We start from the raw sequence: 18,610 nt of genomic DNA on the forward strand, positions 1-18,610 counted from the left end.
ACAGGGGCCGGGGCCGGTCTGGCATCACTTCATCGCCCGCGCCAGCCGCTCCGCCATCTGGGCAAAACCGGCATCGTTGGGATGCACCGCCACCTTGTCGAACAACGCGGCGTCGTGGTCGATCAACGACGGCCCGTCCACCAGCGTCATGCGCGCATCCCCTGCCGCCACGCACGCGGCCACCACCTCGCCGATCGCACGACGGTATTCGTCTAACGGATACTTCGCCGTCTTTGGCCTCCATGTCGGCGGCACCCACAACGGCGTGATCACATACACCGGCGCATCGGGATGCCCGCCACGCAGGCGTCGCAAAAGCTCGCTCATGTTTTTGCGAAACACCTCGATTTCCGTGCCGCCCTGCCAGTTGTTCACCCCGATCGCCACGGAAAACAGATTGCCCTCCACCCCCGCCAGGAAATCCCCGTCCTTCGCCGCCGCCGAACGGCCTCCGATCCCCTGATTGATGACCTGCCAGCCCTTCGCCTCCGCCACCTGAAACGGATACGAACCCGCCACCGAACTCGCGGTAAATCCGTGCGTCACCGAGTCGCCAAACGCCACCCAGCGCACCGCCGGGCGCGGCGACGGTTTTTCCCAGTGCACCCCCGCCGCCACCTCCACTCCGAGCACATCCACCGCGTCGCCGTAAGGCAGAATCAATTCGTAATCATGAAACGCTCCCGCCGTCGCCGCCGTCCCCTCCCCTGCCCTGCCCATCGCTGCCTCGCCTGCATCCGGCACCGGCAACCTCAACGCCAGCTCCGCCTCGTATGACAGCTTTTTCGCCTTCCCTTCCGTATCCAATAATCGAGGACGCTCGAACCTCCACGCCACCGTGTCGCCACGCCCGTCGATCCTCCAGAAACCCACGCTGTTGTTCGCCGGTCCGATATGCCTCGCCGAGTAACGCAACCGCACCGTCACGACCGCGCTGTCCGTGCGGAACCGCACCCGCGCTCCTGGCGCATCCCACCGATAACCGCGCGCGTTTTCCAACACACGATCCACCCACGCCGCGCCCGACTGGACATCGCGCACCACCTTTCCGACCAGACAATCGCTAAACTCGATCCGCGGATCACTCCCCGGAACGACTTCGGCACCAGCCGTCAACGAAGACGCCGCCGCGCTGGCGGAAAACAAAGCAAACGCATACATAAGGATTCGGTTTTTCATGGGATAATTAAAAAACGTTCTGCATTACAGAACAGTTAAACAAACACCTGAAACAAGCTGATACTGCAAATCTGTCCCCATTTTCAGTCAACAAAGTTCTTGCCATGCCCCGTGGTTCTTATTTTCAAATAAATACCGTTCTATATTTCGAAACATTTATTTTCTCATCATGGCCGCTGTCCTTACCCTCGAAAAAAGCCTCCTCGTCCTGGAAGCCATCGTGCGTCACCCGGAAGGCATCGGCACGCGCCCGCTCGCGCAACTCCTCGGCATGAGCGTGGCCAGCGTCCACAACATCGCCACCACGTATTCCCGCACTGGATACGTCCGGCAGGACGAAACCACGCGCCTCTTTCACGCCGGCATTCGCCTCATGTTGCTCAGCCGTCACCCCTCTTATCTGCGTTCACTGACCAGCACCGCGCGCTCCGTCGTCCACGAAATCGCCGCCGAACTCAACGAGTCCGTCATGCTCGTCACCACCGACCACGGCCGCCTCATCAACCTCGAATACGTTCCCAGCACGCAGGCCCTCCGCGTTCAGGAACCCGAGGACATGGGCGGCGTCGCGCATGGCACCGCCTTCGGCAAACTCCTCCTCGCTCATTTTTCCAAGGCCGATCTCGACACCTACCTCCGCCAGTACGGACTGCCGCGGCACACGCCCAAGACCATCACGCACGAAGCCGCCTTGCGCCGCGAACTCGCCACCATCCGCGAGCAAGGATTCAGCGAGACGCACGACGAACTCTGCGAAGGCATCAGCGCCCTCGCCGTCCCCATCCGCGACCCGTGGGGAACCGTGTTTGCCTCCCTCGGAGCCAGCGCCCCCACCGTCCGCCTCAATGAACCCGCGCAAATACAACTCACCCTCGACGGCCTCCGCCGCGCCGCTGCCGAAATCGAAAAACGCTGGGCCGCCAGCGCCCCGCCCTCCACTGGTGACACTCCGCCCGGCAACCGCCGCGGCCGTCCCCGCAAGAAAATTAAGAATTAAGAAATCGAACCCATGCACACGGTACACTCACAACTTTCGCAACCCGGAGTGACGGCGCCCCGCGCCGCCCAATTTTTAATTCTTAATTTTTAATTCTTAATTTTCTTCCATGCCCACCCTCACACCCGTCACCTCCGTCACACCCGGCGCCGATCGCCGTCTCCGCCGACTCGTTTTCGAGCTCTCGCCCAAGCCCTTCCGCGACCCGACACCTGCCGGCACCGAGGCCGTCGCCCGCGAAATCATTTCCCAATACCACGCCCTCATCCAATCGGCCGACGCCCTCTCCTTCATGTTCTGGACCGCTGACGGCTCCGAAATCCTCGACTACCGGGGCTGCCCCGACAACGAAATCCGCTGGGCCCGATACATCGGCATCGCCAACGACGCCCCCCCCGGCACCATCCCCGGCACCCTGCACGGCACACCCCGCGTCCCCTACTGCGACAACCCTCCCCCCCCTCCCCTCACCTACGGACGCCTCCGCGACATCATTGAAACCCTCCGCCGTATCGCCACTGAAACTACAGGTAAACCCGTTACCTTTGGCACCACCTTCGACCCCGGCCCCGAATTCGCCGATTCCGATTTCAAATACAAGCGCCACCCCGAAATCAACAAAGGCGCCATCATGGGTCACAAACAATGGCTCCACTGTGCCTCCTCGCTCCATGCCGACGCCGTCGCCTACGCCGGTTTCCCCAACGGCATTCCCGAAGGCACGCCGCTCGGCACATTCCTCGGACGCCAGGCGCGCCACTTCATGCGCGATGTCGGTTTCGACTACATCTGGTTCTCCAACGGATTCGGATTCTCCCTCGATTCCTGGAACTGCACTGGCGAGGTATTTGACGGCACCCGTTTCGACACATCCGGCGCTCCCGCCGTCAACCGCTCCATCCTCAAATTCTGGCAGGATTTCCGCGCCGAGTGTCCCGACCACCCCATCCACACCCGCGGCAGCAACCTTTCCACCGCCATGGACCTCGCCGCGCACGCCTCCCCCATCCGCGACATCTACACCGGCGGCTTCAACCTCATCGCTCCCGTCAACTCCCCTTGGGCCGCCCTCAACCACGACTACGGCCTCGAACTCGTCGGCTGGATGTCCCACATCGCCGAACTGCCAGAGACAGTGAACAATGAAGCAGTGAACAGTGAAACAGTGGACGGTAAAAAAAATGCCAGCACTGATCACTGTTCACTGATCACTGATCACTGTTCTTCCGTCGGGTATCCATTCCGTTACTACATCCACGACCCCTGGTGGCTCAACTCCCCCTGGCTCGACCGCTACGGACGCGAACCGCACGACATCTACCTGCCACTCGCCTGCGCCCGCATCGCGCCCGACGGACGCATCGTTCCGCCCGATTCGCTCTCGCTCCTCACCATCGACGACTCCTACGGACGCCTTCCGCGTGAAGTTCCCAACGAGATCACGCCGCATATCCAGCGCGCCCTTGCCGACTTCTCCGACGCCCCCGGCCTCCTGACCTGGGTGTACCCCTTCGACGAATACCACGACCAGACCTTCGCCACGCCCAGCCGTGCCAGCGAAGTGTTTTTTGGCGACTGGTTCATGCGCACCGCAGTCAACGCCGGACTCCCGCTCAACACCGTCGTATCCACCAAAAACTACCTTGCCACCCGCTCCGCCAACCCGGCCCTCTACGCGCAGACCAACCTCGTCACACCCGCGCCCGACGCCGGCACGCCGCTCTCCGACGCACTCCTCGCGCACATCCGCTCCGGTAGTTCCGCCCTTCTCTACGGCCCGCTCACCCATGCCGATCCGGCGCTCCTCACGCTCCTCAACCTGCGCACCGGTGCCGCCCCACTCGACGGCGAATTTTTGATTGAAACCACCCTCACGCCCGACACTCACCGCGACGGTTCCTCCTTCCCGCAAAAACTCAACTACCGCCCCCTCCTCAACGGCGGCCCCATCGACACAGATTGGCTAAACCGTGACGCGGGCGTCCCGCCCGCATCTGTCGTCGAAACCCTAGCCACCGTCACCTGTCCGCGCACACAAGCCACGCGTCCCTTCGCCGTCACCGCCACACTTCCCGACTCCGGCGGACGGCTTATTTGGATACGCGGCGCGCTCTCCGAAACCGTCAAGAAAAGCCAAGCCCACCTCCCCACGCCCGACGATCCCGCCGAGTGGGCGCACACCGCCCGCCTCATGCGCTGGGCACTCGAAAAAACCGGCTACATTATCCGCTTCGACAAAACCACGCCCGCCACCAAAGACCCGCTCATCCTCTGCGCCCGCTCCCGCGGCGGCTGGATTTTTTCCGGTTTCACCACCAACACCACCACGGCCCTCCGCTGGCGCTTTCCGCAAGGCGTTCCCGTTCCCATCGGCGCCGACGTTGCCATCACTGCGAATGGTATTGGAGAAACGCATACGCCCGCCGCCTGGCACCGCGAATGCCGCGTCCTTGTCGAACAAGCAACACCCGGCGACGTGTCATGCCGCGAGCACCACTCCGGCGAAATTGGCATCACCCGTCGCCTCCGCATCACCGGCCTTAAAAACGCCACCATCACCTTCCTGCCCGACACGGACTTCCCGCCCGAAGCCGTCCGCATCCAGAAGGACCAAGGCTACCTTGGCACCGGTCCCGCGATTCCCTTCCGCCGCACCGCCGAAGGTCACTGTGTCACCACCGAACCCGTCACCGGCGAAATCTTCTGTTCCTGGTAACCACGTAGGGGCGTCGCTTGCGACGCCCGCGCCAGCCGGACAACGCCACAAACAACACGCAACCTCCATCAGCACTATCCATTTCCATTCCCATCAGCACGAGCGGGCTTCGCAAGCGAAGCCCCTACCTCCCGCCTACCTCCCACTTCTATCCAAAACCAAATGAGCACCACCACCACACCAACTCCTGCCTCGCAGCTCCCCTCCCCCCCCCCCCCCCTCTCCACTGCGCCCGCACCGCGCATTGCCCGGCTTCGCCCGCTCACTGCGCGCGCCGGACTCGTTGGCATCGGCCATCACGTTTACTGGCCGCAATTCCCCGGACTCCTCGACGAGATGGTCCGCAAACAAAATCACGTCCGCCAGCGCATCGAATCGCACGGCGTCGTTGTATCCGATTTTGGGATGCTCGACACCGCCCAAGCCGCGTATGACGTCGTCCCGCGCATCAAAGCCGCCGACATCGACATCCTCTTTGTTGACATGGTCACCTACGGCACCTCCTCGACCTTCGGCATCCTCTGCCGTGAGATCAACGTGCCCATCGTGCTCGTTGCGATACAACCCCTCGCCGCGATGGACTACCCCAACGGCACGACCCACATGCAACTCTGCAACGACGACTTTTGCTCCGTGCCCGAGTTTACCGGCGTCGCCATCCGCTTCGGACGCAAACCGCCGCCCGTCATCCTCGGCCACGAAAAAGACGACCCCATCGCCGAAGCCGAACTCAAAAGCTGGTGCGGCATTGCCAAAGTCCTGCACTCCCTCCGCCGCGCCCGCCTCGGCCTCATGGGCCACGTCCTCGAGTCGATGCTCGACATGCACACCGACCCCACCGCCATCACCGCCGCATTTGGCCCGCACGTCGTCCTCGTCGAACCCGGCGACATCCACAAACACTACCGCACGCCCGACACCGCCGCCGTCGCTGCGTGGAAAGAAAAAATCCTCTCCTTCTTCGACACCCCCGATCCGAAGTCCGACCCGCTCACCGAAAAACTCACCGCCGCCGACCTCGACACCGCCGCCCGCGCCGCCGTCGCGCTCGAAGGCTTGATCGCCGACAAAAAACTCGACGGCCTCGCCTACTACTACGAAGCCGAACCCGGCAGTGAACTACGCACGCTCGTCACCAACCTCATCGTGGGCAACTCGCTCCTCACCGGCGCCGGATTCCCGATGTGCGGCGAATTCGACATCAAGACCTGCGTGGCGATGATGATTATGGACCGTCTCGACATCGGAGGCAGTTTCGCGGAATTCCACCCCGTGGATTTTGCGATGGACAGCGTCCTTGTCGGACACGACGGCCCGCACCACATCAACATCGCCGCCGCCAAACCCGTCATCCGGAGCCTCAAAAAATATCACGGCAAACCCGGCAGCGGAGCCGGCGTTGAATTTCAGATCAAAGAAGGCCCGATCACCATGCTCAGCATCGGTCAGAAAGCCGACGGCAAGTTCAAGTTTGTGATTGCCGAGGGCGAATCCGCCCGACGTCCCATCCCGCCGACTGGCAACACCAACACGCACGGCATTTTTAAGCCCGACGTCCGCACCTTCCTCAAGCGCTGGGTGGCTGAAGGCCCCACGCACCACTTCGCGCTCGGCGTCGGTCACCACGCCGCCGAATTGGTGGAAATCGCCAAAATCCTCAACCTCGACCACGCCGTAGTCACCCCGCAAACGCGGGAGTTGTAGCTGATGATTGGGGGGGACGCGGACTCCCCCTATCCTGCTGCCGCTCTTGCGCGCAGACAGCGGCACGACTCGCGTTTCACGAGATCGGGCAACAGCAGGATTTCACGCGGCAGACGCACCACGCCGGACGTGTGACGGTGTTTGCCGAGTCGCAACGCGAGATGCGTCAGCGTTTGCACGACGCGCGAAATGTGAATGTCAAAGGTCGTAAGCGGCGGGTCGAGTTCGGCAGTAAGGGCAAGATTATCGTAACCGATGAGGCTGATGTCGTCGGGCACCTTGAGGCCGAACTCGCGGGCGGCGCGACGTGCGCCAAGCGCCAGCCAGTCGGAGGCGCAAATGATGGCGGTGGGGCGGTTGTTGTTTGAGTTTTCGGATGCTTGTTGCAGAAGGGACAGCAACGCGGCACAGGCGCCGTCCTTGTTGCAGAGATCGGCGGGGAGTTCGATGGCCCATCCCGGATGCGATTGCAGTCCAAACTCCCTCAACGCCGCCGGGAACGCCTCGATGTATCCAAGGAAATAATACTCATCGCCGGGCCCTGTCACCATCGCGATGCGTTCGTGCCCGAGCGCGGCGAGATACTGGACTGCGGTGTTGCAGGCGTGCCGGGTGTTCGCCACGACGCAAATCTGGTCCGGGTGCGGCGATTGTTTGTCGTAGAGGAGCGCGGGGATGCCGAGCCGGTGGAGCACGTCAAACGAGTGCTGTTCAAAGTGTCCGTAAAACAGACCCACGTCCACGTCCTGCGCCTGGCGTTCGAGTTCGGCATCGTCCTTGTAATGGAGCAGAGACATGTCCGCGCCTTCGACTTGGAGGTTGTTGCGAAGCGCGTCGATGAGTCCGATCGCAGCGGGGTTGATGTCGCGCGCCGGGCTGTAATACGGCGCAAAGAACAGTCCGACGTGCAGCGCGGGCCGCGCCATGAGAAGGCGGGCCGCGCTGTTGGGCGCGTAGTTGTGTTCGCGCGCGGCTTCGAGCACCTTGCGCCGCGTGCTTTCGCTGACGCCGCGGCGGTTGTTAAACGCCCGCGACACGGTGCCGACGCTGAGGCCGAGCCGCCGCGACAATTCCTGCAAGTCGATGGTCTCGACCTTGCCAGTAACGGAGGTTCCATCACCGACGCCATGCACGGCTGCGGTGTCGATCTCAGGGCTGCTCATGAAGGAGAACATAGCGGGCGCTCGCTCAACGCATCAAGTGTGCGATGCGGGGCGTGACGAGATTCCGGTTACCGTTTACGCTGACGGCGGGCCGCACCTGCGACGGCCAGTCCAGCGAACGCACAAATCACTGCATACGTCGAGGGCTCGGGGACGCTGTTCACAGTGTAGTCGATCACGAGTTGCGCCGCGTGCCGTCCTTCTTTGACACCCTCTCGGGAAACGAATCGGATCAATTCCCGCGCGGTTCCTGTTTCGTCCGCATTCTTGAGCAAAAGATTGACGATGGAGCCCGATGACAGCGCCGAGCCCACCCATTCAGTCAATGAGGCGGAACTCCACGAGTAGTCCACAAATGTGCCACCCTTGGTGCCAACGTTCTGGCTGGCCAAAACCGCTGCGTCGAATGTACCGCCCGGCGCCGCCCACGCCACGCTTTGGTTCTCGCGGGTGGCCCAGTTGGCTTTCGCCTCATCAAACGACTCCATCAACCGGTGCAGATTGAGCGTGAGGATTGCGTCGCCGGAATTCACATCATTGTCATCCTTCTGAATGACCAGGCTGACGGAGTTGATCGTCGCTCCGGTGGGGAGCGATACCCCCGACAGATCAAACGAGAGCAAGGCGCGAAAATCATTGGTCCCCGTTGACGCCGTCTGCCCGACAAACATGAAAGTGCCGCCGCCATTTGCGCCGGAAGTATTATTGGACTGGTCGCTGCGCAGATAGGTGTCAGCGACGACAGAAACCTCTTTCTGGGCGGCATATGCCATGCCAGCGAGGACGGAAAACGCATAGAACGCGCCGAGTATTTTTATAAGTTTATTATTCATAGTGTGTTGTGTTCAGGGTTCATCATTTGTCGGGATTGACGAAAGAAAAACGCAATCGCTTGCGCTTATTTACGCAATAAAAATCGGATTAATTTTAAAATCATCCCATTGAGTAATATGTTTAAGGCATGGTTATGGCTGCTTCATTTCAGAGGAAAAATCAAAAAATAGAGAGAAATTTCTAGTTTTTTGAAAAATTATTGACGAACGTAACCGCTTGCGCATTGCATCGAAATCGGAAACGAAATTCCGATATCACTCCGCAACCTCCATCTCTCATTATGATCCCCCCCCCCGTCGCCGCCCGAACCGGTAAGCATCGCGCCGCCTTTACGCTTATCGAATTGCTGACCGTCATCGCAATCATCGGCATCCTTGCCGCCATCATAATCCCCACGGTTGGCAAAGTCCGGCAGACCGCCACCCGCGCCCAATGCATCTCCAATCTTCGGCAAACCGGCTTGGCGATCATCAGCTTTGCCAACGACAACAAAGATTATTTGCCTGGGGGCCGCGGCGTTGGTTTGCGTGGAACCATTTCGCCCATCGTTACGATTGGCAGCAGCGCAGACCCATACTCTCTCGTCACCCACATCGCTCCCTACATTATGAGCAACCTGCCAGCCACCGCCGGCGCCACCGCCCGGCTGGACGTGCTCATCTGCCCGGGTCGCCAGCGCATCATGCCCATCACCGGCCCCCAACCCTCCTACCTTTCAAACAACGGTGGAGCCGCGCTCGCTGGCGGAGGCAAGGCGCGTCCTTTGGGCTACAGCGACCAGCTCCAGCTTCCCCGCCGCATGGCCGAGTTTGCCTCCACCTCACGCACGGCGCTGATCTTCGACTTGGACAACGCCATCTGGAAACGACTCGGCGCCACCTCAACCGACGTCCCTGGCAATCCCGTGCACGGCAACGTCCGCAATTTCCTCTTTGCCGATGCCCACGTCCAAACCATCACCGGCAACGACTACGATCCGCTCCTCGTCATCAAAAACCCCTGATCCTGCCCTCCCCCCTCCCCCCCCCCCCCGCCCCTCCTCCCCACGGCTCTCCATCCTATTTCCCTCCATGCACCTGCCTCTTGCACTCATGACCCTTGTGGCCATCACAACCAGCCTGCAAAGCGCGTCAGCACCAGTGGTGCCAGCCACCCGTCCGCTCCCGCCCCTCTCCGCTGCCAGAATTGAGCAGATAAGCGCCTGGCTTCCCGACGCCCCGACGCACTTCGCCCCCCCCTTCACAGACCGCGCCTTCTGGTCTCCTTGGACACAGACCCCGGCCGGACGTGCCATCATCACCCAAGCCGCGACGCTCTCCACCACCCCCCAACCCCTGCTCACCGAAACCCTCTTCGACGACTTCAAACGCACAGGCAACCGCAACACCTACGAAAAACCCTTCAACGAACGCATGGTGCGCCTCGGCATCCTCACCTTTGCCGAAGGACTCGAAAACGAGGGGCGTCATCTTCCGCAAATTCACAAGGAATTTGCCGCCATCCTCGACGAACCCTCCTGGGCCGCCTCCGCCCACGCCGGACGCCAGCGCACGTCATGGAAATCCAACTACGACAACGTTGACCTCGCCGCCGCCGCCCGCGCCTGGAGCCTCGCCACCATCGACTGGCTCCTCTCCGACCGGCTCCCCCCCGGCCTTCGCACCCGCCTTCGCAAGGAAGTCCGCGCCCGCGTCCTCGAACCCTATCTCCTTCGCGCCCGTGCCCACGAAGCGGATACAAATTTTGGCTGGATGAACGTCGGCCACAACTGGAACCCTGTCTGCAATGCCGGCGTCATGGGCGCGGCCCTGCTCCTCCTCGACCCGCGATGCGAACGCCACGAGCAAGCCGAGTTTGTCGCCGCCTTCGAAGCCTACGCGCCCGCCTATCTCGCCGGATTTGGCGACGATGGTTACTGCGTGGAAAGCCTCGGTTACTGGAATTACGGTTTTGGTCATTTCATCCTCGGTTCCGAAACCATCCGCCGTGTGACAGGCGGACGGCTCGATTTGCTCAACCATCTCAAGACACGCGCCATCGCCGGGTTCGGGCTTCGCTGGGAAATCGCCGGCGGATTATATCCGGCATTCGGAGACGTCACACCGGGCCACAAACCCGCTCCCTGGATACTCGATTTTTCCGCCAGCCGGTTCCGGCTCGGCGCCACCACCGGCTCGCCCGCCTCCTTTGACGCCCCGCATCCGCTCGGTCCGCACCTCTATCGCGTGCTGTTCGACCTCACGATTCCGCGCCCACGGGAGCAGCAAAAAAACGAAAATCGCCTCGCCCTGCGCGACTGGTTTCCCGATGGCGGCGCGCTCATTTCACGCCCCGTCCGGCCTGCCACCGGCCTGGCTGTCGCCATGAAAGGCGGCCACAATCTGCAACCCCACAATCACAACGACCTTGGCTCGTTTGTCATCGTCAACAACGGCCAACTCATTCTTAGCGACCTCGGCGCGGACAGCTACACGCGAGCGCTCTTTCACCCCGAACAACGCTACACCAGCGCCCTCAACAACTCATTCGGACACCCCGTTCCCCGTGTCGCTGGAAAACTCCAGCGCACCAGCAAGGACGCCCGAGCCGAAACCGTAAGCCTCGATTTCACCGATACCCGCGATCTTTGGGAAATCGACATCACCTCTGCCTATACGCCTGACGTTCCCTCGCTCAAACGCCTCACTCGCACCTTCATTCTCACCCGTGACGACAACTCCGCGACCGCCACCGGAGGATGTTTCGAAATCATTGACCGCGTGAAATTCGAAACACCACAAGCATTCGGCAATGCCCTCATCCTCGACCCGCGCCAACACCATGCCTTCGAAGACCGAAACATGCTCCGCGTGCAACGCGGCAAACAATCGCTGCGCGTCACCTGGACTGCCATCGCTGATGGAAAATCCGTTCAACTCCACACCAACAGTGAACCTCTTTACGGCATCATTCCGGACCAAGCCCCCAAGGGCAAACGTCTCGGTTTCGATCTCCAAGAACCTGCCGGAGACGCCGAGATTCACCTCCTCCTCACACCATGACTCGTCTCCATCTCACAACACTTCTCGCCACCGGAATAACCACTGCGGGTGTCATTTCTCACGCGCCCGTTTCCGCGCTTGCATCCCCACCGGCAGCCGAAACCAAAACCGTTTCCGCTCCTCGCACCTTCATTTACCAACTCGAAGAAACCTTTGAAAACCCGGCGCTCCGAATGCCGCCCTGGCAGATCGAACGCGGCGATTACGAACTCGGAAATGTTACCATTCAGGAAAAAACCGTCCGTGCAGGAAGCCGCGCAGTGAGTCTCGTCAATCGCTACACTGATCCTCGACCCGCACGGGAGCGCACCGAGATGGTGGCCACCAAGAAAGGGAACATCGAATGGGATCAGGAATATTGGATCGGCTTCAGCTTTTATCTCAAAGACTGGACCCCCAGTGCCTTTCCCGAAATGGTTCACCAATTCCATGCCATTCCCCACCAATACAATTGGAAAAACAAGTCAGGCCGCAATCTGACCAGCATTCGGATCGAAAACGGAGTAATGGAATTTCACGCCATCACCCAACCCCGCGAAGGCCCGGCTACTGGCGGTGCATCCGCGGACCCCGTCTGGAGTGAGGCCGTTCGGAGCAACGTTTGGTATGACTGGGTGATTCATGTCCGCCCCTCAACCACACCAAACGGCCTGCTTGAGGTCTGGAAAAACAACGAACTTATTTATCAACAAAAAGGCCCCAACGTAGATCCATTCGACAGTTCCGGAGCTTCCGCCATGCCCCGTCATTATCTGAAGGCAGGAATTTACAACTGGCACTGGGTGCGCGCCGCGCCCCCCGATGTGACCGTGCGTGAAATCATCTATGATGAAATCCGCATGGGGCACGTTGAAGGCGGCTACACTGGAGGCCGCGAAGGAGTGACACCGGGCGCGGCGATGGAACAAACTCTGGTTCAATAGGGCACACACTGAAAACTCCCCCCCCCCCCCCTCGCAAAATAGAACCGCCCGGCGAACCAGTGTCCCCCGGGCGGCGTTGTTTTCTTATCGTGTTAGACAGTCGCGTAAAACCTTGCGGCCTTGCGCAACTGATTTGCTGGCACCCACCGACCTAGCGCCTGAGAGAGACGCGCGGCCTGGGCGGCCGTTGCTGTATCGCCTGGCAGAATATCCGAAACCGAAGGCCGCGCATTCCTGCGCGCCGCCAATCCCGGCAACCCTGTTGCAGCGAGTGTGCTGTTGGTGGTGTTCATGATCAGATGGAACCCTCGGGCAACATGCCCCAAGGCTCCCGGCTGACCACGAGCGTCATCAAAGAACGCCCGAACTCTTCTCAAAACCTTCCGGAAAATCAATCCGGTGTTTGGGCTGTTTCAAAAACGTAACAATTCGCAGGTTGCGTTGACGCTACGCCAGTGAAACCGCCGCCCTGCTCCACGCCTGCCACACGCTTCTGGCGCATCGGCTTTGCGGATACCGCGATTGCGGTTCTTGCGGTTGTTGAGATTTCCGTCCGGCTTTCATGACACCCTGTAATATGCATGCCCCGTGCCAACTCCGGGGTCGATGATTGCGTTGCCTCCATCCCTCCCTCCCCCCCCCCCCCCGCGCACACATTCAGCTTTCAGCCTTCAGTTTTTAGCTTTTCAGTCTGCCCACGATATGACGCCCATCCGCCAACTCGCCTTCGTAATCAATGAACAAAAACCCGGTGCCCGTGAACTGGCGGAAGACCTCATGGCCCTCGCCCGCCAAGCCGGCATCACCACCAAGGAGACCGACGCCTATCCCATCCCTCCCGGTTACCTCGCCGGCCAGGATGCCTGCTGCGTGATCGGCGGCGACGGCACCCTCCTTGGCGTCGTCAACGAAGCCGCCACGCACGATGTGCCCGTCATCGGCGTCAACCGCGGCACGCTCGGCTTCCTGACCACCTTCACCGGCGACGAAGCCCGCGCCTGTTTCCCCGCGCTCCTCGCCGGCGGCTACACGCTCGCCACGCGCTCGCTGCTCTCCTGCTCCGTCGGCCAAAACTGCCACGCGACCGCCCTCAACGACGTGCTCATCAAGGAAGCCAGCAGCGCCCGCATCGTCACCCTCGGCGTCGAAGCCGACGGGGAGATCGTCACCAACTACCTCTGCGACGGTCTCATCATTTCCACCCCCACCGGCTCCACCGCCTACAACCTCTCCGCCGGCGGCCCCCTCATTCATCCCGACGCCGAAGTCCTCGCCATGACGCCCATCTGTCCGCACACGCTCAGCAACCGCTCCATCATTTTCCACCACGGCGTGTGTCTGCGCGTCATCAACCGCGACCCCGCCTCCCGCCTCACCGTCACCGTGGATGGCCAGCCTCTCAACTCCGCGCCCTCCGGCGAACCCGTTGACATTTCCCTCTCCACCCGCCGCCTCCGTCTCGTGCAAAGCACCAGCTATTCCCACTTTGCCGTCGTCCGCACCAAGCTCAACTGGAGCGGCGGCGCCAAATAACCTGCGCACCTCTCGCCACGCCCGCCGCCCGATGACAGCATCCAGCATCCAAAAAACCAATACACATCCCCGCCCCCCCTCCACTGAGGCCGCCTCTTCCCACTTGGATGTTGGACGTTCGACGTTGGATGTTGAACGTTCGGGGCGAAGCCCCGCCTCCCTTCCGCCCCCCCCGCGCGAAAAAATCCTCGTTGCCATGTCCGGCGGCGTGGACAGCTCCGTGGCTGCGCTCCTCCTCAAACGCGCCGGCGCCGACATCGAAGGCGCTTACATGAAAAACTGGATCAACGAGGACAACATCATCGGCGACTGCCCCTGGCAGCAGGACATCGAGGACGCCCGACGCGTCGCCGACCAACTCGGCATCCCCTTCCGCGTCGTCAACCTCATGGACGAATACCGCGATCGCGTCGTTGCGTATCTGCTCGACGGATACCGACGCGGCCTCACGCCCAACCCCGACATCATGTGCAACCGCGAGATCAAATTTGGCGTGTTCCGCGCCTGGGCTCGCGACCACGGCTTCACCGCCGTCGCCACCGGTCACTACGCCCGCCGCGTGCCACTTAGCGCCGCCGACACCGCACCCGCCGCCTGTGCTTCCACCGTAGGGGCTTCGCTTGCGAAGCCCGCGTCCGCCAACAACGCTCAATCCGCCATTGTTGCTCCCTCCGGCTGCGCGGGCTTCGCAAGCGAAGCCCCTGCGCCCTCCGCCTGGGCACTGCACGAAGGAGCCGACCCCAACAAAGACCAATCCTATTTTCTGGCCCTCCTCACGCAGGCGCAGCTTGCCGATGCCCGCTTCCCCATTGGCGACATTGAAAAACCCGAACTCCGCCGCCTCGCCCGCGAAGCCGGACTCGCCACCGCCGACAAAAAAGACAGCCAGGGCATCTGCTTCATCGGCCAGGTCAAAATGCAAGACTTCCTTCGCCAATACGTCCCCGACAATCCTGGTCCCATTGTCCGCGCCACGGACCAGCGCATCATTGGCGAGCACCGCGGTCTGCATTATTTCACGCTCGGCCAGCGCAAAGGCATCGGAGTGCCCTCCAACACCGACAACAAAGCCTACGTCGTCACAGGAAAACGCTCCGACGACAACACCCTCTTTGTTGCCTTTGACGGTGCCGACGCCCCCGGCCTTTTCCAAACCGAGGTGCGCGTCCATTCCCTGCAATGGAACACTCCTGACGGCGCGCCTCCCGCCTTCCTCACCTCCGGCGGCCCCGGCCCGCACGCGCTCGAAGGCCGCGTCCGCTACCGCGATCCGCGTATCCCCTTGACCATTACCCTCACGCCCGACCTCGCTCCCGCCACCGCGCACATCCGTTTCGAAACGCCCCAACGCGGCCTCGCCAGCGGCCAGATCCTCGCCCTTTACGCCGGCCCCCGCCTCCTCGGCGGCGCGGTGTACACGTGAACCTCACGCAAGCTCACGCCTCTGATTCGCCCCCGCGCTGCGTATCAGTCCGGCAATGACACCCAACAGCGCATTCGGCAGATTTAGGCACCGCCGGGTCGTGCCACGTCCGCCACCTCCCGCCACTTCGTCAACGCCGTCCGGGGTGCGCGCCGGCGCGCAGCGCCCGGGCGCAGGCCACCATGTTCTCCAGCGAAGGGCGCACCTCGGTCCAGCCGCGCGTTTTGAGGCCGCAGTCGGGATTCACCCATAGGTTGCCCGGCGGGATCACCTCGCACGCCTTGCGCAGCAACGCCTCCATCCCGGCGACCGCAGGCACGCGCGGCGAATGGATGTCATACACGCCCGGTCCGATCTCCGCCGGGTAACGAAAATCCACAAATGCGCCGAGCAACTCCATGTTCGAACGCGAGGTCTCAATCGTGATCACATCGGCATCCAGCGCCGCGATGCCGTCGATGATGTCGTTGAACTCCGAGTAGCACATGTGCGTGTGGATCTGCGTGTCGTCGCGCACCCCCGCCGCGCACAAACGAAACGCGCCCACAGCCCATTCGAGATAATTTTTCCAATCGTCGCGCCGCAGCGGCAGTCCCTCGCGCAATGCCGGCTCGTCTATTTGGATCACCGCGATGCCCGCGCGCTCCAAGTCGAGCACCTCGTCGCGCAACGCCAGCGCGATTTGCCATGCCGTGTCGCGCCGCGACTGGTCGTCGCGCACGAAGCTCCATTGCAACATCGTCACCGGCCCCGTCAGCATACCCTTCATCGGGAGCTTCGTCAGCGACTGCGCATACGATGCCCACCCCACCGTCATCGGCGCGGGCCTTGTCACGTCGCCATAAATCACCGGCGGCTTCACGCAGCGCGTGCCGTAACTCTGCACCCAGCCGTTGGCCGTAAACGCGTAGCCGCGAAGCTGTTCTCCAAAATACTCCACCATGTCATTGCGCTCGAATTCGCCATGCACCAGCACATCGATCCCGATCTCCTCCTGCCAGCGCACGCACGCGGCGATTTCGCATTCGATAAACTCGCGGTAATTCGTGCCGCTCCATTCGCCCCTGCGCCACCTCGCGCGCGCCGCCCGCACCTCCGCCGTCTGCGGAAACGAGCCGATGGTCGTCGTCGGAAACAACGGTAACCGCAACCGCTCACGTTGCGCCGTCTGCCGCACCGCGAACGGCGACACACGCGCCAAGTCCGCCGCCTTCACCGACGCCAGCCGCGCCTTCACCTCGGGTTGGTGGATGCGTGTGCTTGCGCGCCGCATCTTCGCCACCCGCTGATTTTGTTCGAACAACGCCCGCGTGCGATCGCTCACGCTGCCCTGGCCGGCAGCCAGTTCACCCAGCGCCGCCAGCTCAACGAGTTTTTCCTCGGCAAACGCGAGCCATCCGAGCAGTTCCGCGTCGAGCTTCGTCTCCGGCCTCAGCGATACCGGCACATGCAGCAACGAGCACGACGGCGCGAGCCACACTCGCTCCGCGCCGATCAGATCCACCGCCTTTCCGATCAACGGCAGTACCGCATCAAAATCGGTTCGCCAAATGTTGCGACCATCCACCACGCCAAGCGACAAACACCGTCCCGCCGGCAATTCGCGCAACACCGTGTCGAGTTCGCGCGGCGCCCGCACCAGGTCGATGTGCAGCACCGCCACCGGCAACCGCAGGAAATCGCGCAGATTGTCGCGCAGTCCGCCAAAATAGGTCGCCACGATCAACTTTACGCCTGCCTCGCCCGCGACCTCCGCCAGCCGTGCATACGCCCGTTCCAGCGCCGCGCGCTGTGTGGCGGCGAGATCGAGCGCGAACACCGGTTCATCCAGTTGCACCCACTCCGCGCCCAGTGCCGCCAGCTTGCGCAACACCTCCGCATATACCTCGACCAACCCGTCGAGCAGCGAGAACCGGTCAAACTCCCCCGCTCCTGGACCGGCACCCGCGCCGCCCTGCGCGTTCACCTTGCCTAGCGCCAGATACGTGACCGGCCCTACGAACACCGGCTTTGTCTTGATACCCAGTGCCAGCGCCTCTGCGAATTCGACAAACGGCTTTGACGACGCCAGCCGGAACCGCGTCGCCGCGCCAAATTCCGGCACGATGTAGTGATAGTTCGTATCAAACCACTTCGTCATCTCGCTCGCGAACGTTCCCCCGTCCGCGTCCCCTCCGGCACATGCATCGCAGCCGCACCTTCCAACATGCCCGCTCTCGCCGCCGCCGCGCACGCCGCGCGCAATGGCGAAAAATGTATCCAGATCAACATTACCATCCACCTCGCCAAAGCGCGGCGGCACGTTGCCGACAAGGCAGCTCAAATCGAGCACCTGGTCGTAAAAACTAAAATCGTTGGACGGGATCAGCGAAATCCCCGCGTCGCGCTGGGCGAGCCAGTGCGTCTTGCGCAAGTCGCGGGCCATGGATTCCAGACCGGCGCGGGGAAGTTTTCCCTGCCAGTAAGCCTCCACGGCTTTCTTGAGTTCGCGCTTCGCGCCGATGCGCGGGTAGCCGGACGTATGCGTAACGAGACTACGCCCTCCAGCGTCGGGCAACGACACGGATGCGGGCGTGGATACAGATGCGGATGCGGACATGAGTTTGGTTTTCCTTATTCGAGCGATGAGGACTCCGAGCGGCGGATTGGACTGGATTCGATGAGTGATCGGATCGACATCAAAACGCCCTCGGCTGTTGCCGGGATCGTACGTGCAGCCGGGTATTCGGACTCCGGGTTTCCCGCGAATCGCGCGGTGGCACGTCGTATTGTGTCATCCACTACATTCGCATCCTCACCTCTCGCCTTGGCTGCGCGGTGAGACGCACCACGCAGCTGTGCTTTGTTCGCCACGCGCCAGACACATCCGGCCGATAAACGACCGGCGTGCAGGCGCACTCGATGAAGGCTTGTAACCCGATACCGCAGCGCGACTGTCGCCGGTTCTCACGGCATTCCCCGTCCGCTGCACGCATTGAAAAAAGTTTCAAACAACGGCCACACATGACGCATATCCTTTTTCAGAAGTCAATAGACGCATCAACGAATCTAGATATGTGACTATTCTAACTAATTCCACATCTTCATCCAGCAAATC

General features: G+C 61.9%; 13 protein-coding genes. 8 read left to right on the forward strand and 5 right to left on the reverse strand.

Annotated elements, in window-relative coordinates; translation table 11 throughout:
• Window positions 1-24 precede the first annotated feature (24 nt).
• The gene (locus OBACDRAFT_RS21870; protein WP_043589023.1) at window positions 25-1,179 is read right to left on the reverse strand and encodes an SGNH/GDSL hydrolase family protein; all 1,155 of its coding nucleotides are present in this window, start codon (window positions 1,177-1,179) and stop codon (window positions 25-27) included.
• A 169-nt stretch (window positions 1,180-1,348) separates the two neighbouring features.
• Between OBACDRAFT_RS21870 and OBACDRAFT_RS21875 the strand changes: the two genes are divergently transcribed.
• The 3 genes from OBACDRAFT_RS21875 to OBACDRAFT_RS21885 all read left to right on the forward strand — a co-directional run bounded on the left by OBACDRAFT_RS21875 (window position 1,349) and on the right by OBACDRAFT_RS21885 (window position 6,596).
• Window positions 1,349-2,176 carry an IclR family transcriptional regulator gene (locus OBACDRAFT_RS21875; RefSeq protein ID WP_043589024.1) on the forward strand — a complete coding sequence of 276 codons (828 nt, stop codon included), beginning with the start codon at window positions 1,349-1,351 and terminating at the stop codon, window positions 2,174-2,176.
• 109 nt (window positions 2,177-2,285) lie between these two features.
• Entirely contained in the window at window positions 2,286-4,892 is a 2,607-nt protein-coding gene (locus OBACDRAFT_RS21880; protein ID WP_043589025.1) for a hypothetical protein, read from the forward strand.
• Between the two features lie 162 nt (window positions 4,893-5,054).
• The gene (locus tag OBACDRAFT_RS21885; protein WP_043589026.1) at window positions 5,055-6,596 is read left to right on the forward strand and encodes an L-fucose/L-arabinose isomerase family protein; all 1,542 of its coding nucleotides are present in this window, start codon (window positions 5,055-5,057) and stop codon (window positions 6,594-6,596) included.
• Between the two features lie 29 nt (window positions 6,597-6,625).
• Here OBACDRAFT_RS21885 and OBACDRAFT_RS21890 read toward each other — a convergent pair whose 3' ends face one another.
• Both OBACDRAFT_RS21890 and OBACDRAFT_RS21895 read right to left on the reverse strand, forming a co-directional pair.
• The gene (locus OBACDRAFT_RS21890; RefSeq protein WP_198529966.1) at window positions 6,626-7,759 is read right to left on the reverse strand and encodes a LacI family DNA-binding transcriptional regulator; all 1,134 of its coding nucleotides are present in this window, start codon (window positions 7,757-7,759) and stop codon (window positions 6,626-6,628) included.
• A gap of 68 nt (window positions 7,760-7,827) precedes the next feature.
• Window positions 7,828-8,592 carry a DNRLRE domain-containing protein gene (locus OBACDRAFT_RS21895; RefSeq protein ID WP_052362362.1) on the reverse strand — a complete coding sequence of 255 codons (765 nt, stop codon included), beginning with the start codon at window positions 8,590-8,592 and terminating at the stop codon, window positions 7,828-7,830.
• A gap of 281 nt (window positions 8,593-8,873) precedes the next feature.
• On the opposite strand from OBACDRAFT_RS21895, the gene OBACDRAFT_RS25930 reads away from it, so the two are divergent.
• From OBACDRAFT_RS25930 to OBACDRAFT_RS21910, 3 genes are read left to right on the forward strand one after another with little or no spacing between them, the layout of a single operon-like run.
• Window positions 8,874-9,596 (forward strand): type II secretion system protein, encoded by a 723-nt coding sequence (locus tag OBACDRAFT_RS25930; RefSeq protein ID WP_052362363.1) that lies wholly within the window; start codon window positions 8,874-8,876, stop codon window positions 9,594-9,596.
• Window positions 9,532-11,634 carry a heparinase II/III family protein gene (locus tag OBACDRAFT_RS21905; RefSeq protein ID WP_232767542.1) on the forward strand — a complete coding sequence of 701 codons (2,103 nt, stop codon included), beginning with the start codon at window positions 9,532-9,534 and terminating at the stop codon, window positions 11,632-11,634. The genes OBACDRAFT_RS25930 and OBACDRAFT_RS21905 overlap by 65 nt, the downstream gene beginning before the upstream one ends.
• Window positions 11,631-12,557: a polysaccharide lyase family 20 protein gene (locus OBACDRAFT_RS21910; RefSeq protein ID WP_043589028.1), complete on the forward strand. Its 927-nt coding sequence runs from the start codon at window positions 11,631-11,633 to the stop codon at window positions 12,555-12,557. The genes OBACDRAFT_RS21905 and OBACDRAFT_RS21910 overlap by 4 nt, the downstream gene beginning before the upstream one ends.
• A 92-nt stretch (window positions 12,558-12,649) precedes the next feature.
• Here OBACDRAFT_RS21910 and OBACDRAFT_RS27095 read toward each other — a convergent pair whose 3' ends face one another.
• The gene (locus OBACDRAFT_RS27095) at window positions 12,650-12,850 is read right to left on the reverse strand and encodes a hypothetical protein (protein WP_232767544.1); all 201 of its coding nucleotides are present in this window, start codon (window positions 12,848-12,850) and stop codon (window positions 12,650-12,652) included.
• A gap of 409 nt (window positions 12,851-13,259) precedes the next feature.
• Between OBACDRAFT_RS27095 and OBACDRAFT_RS21915 the strand changes: the two genes are divergently transcribed.
• Together OBACDRAFT_RS21915 and OBACDRAFT_RS21920 are read left to right on the forward strand one after the other, a co-directional pair.
• Complete coding sequence (locus OBACDRAFT_RS21915) at window positions 13,260-14,090, forward strand: NAD(+)/NADH kinase (protein WP_043589029.1); 831 nt, start codon at window positions 13,260-13,262, stop codon at window positions 14,088-14,090.
• Between the two features lie 196 nt (window positions 14,091-14,286).
• The gene (locus tag OBACDRAFT_RS21920) at window positions 14,287-15,513 is read left to right on the forward strand and encodes an MnmA/TRMU family protein (protein WP_052362370.1); all 1,227 of its coding nucleotides are present in this window, start codon (window positions 14,287-14,289) and stop codon (window positions 15,511-15,513) included.
• Window positions 15,514-15,643: 130 nt separating this feature from the next.
• Here the strand turns inward: OBACDRAFT_RS21920 and metE are convergent, their stop codons facing one another.
• Entirely contained in the window at window positions 15,644-18,112 is a 2,469-nt protein-coding gene (metE, locus tag OBACDRAFT_RS21925; protein WP_043589030.1) for a 5-methyltetrahydropteroyltriglutamate--homocysteine S-methyltransferase, read from the reverse strand.
• Window positions 18,113-18,610 lie beyond the last annotated feature (498 nt).

It is taken from the genome of Geminisphaera colitermitum TAV2 (assembly GCF_000171235.2).
GTDB lineage: Bacteria > Verrucomicrobiota > Verrucomicrobiia > Opitutales > Opitutaceae > Geminisphaera > Geminisphaera colitermitum.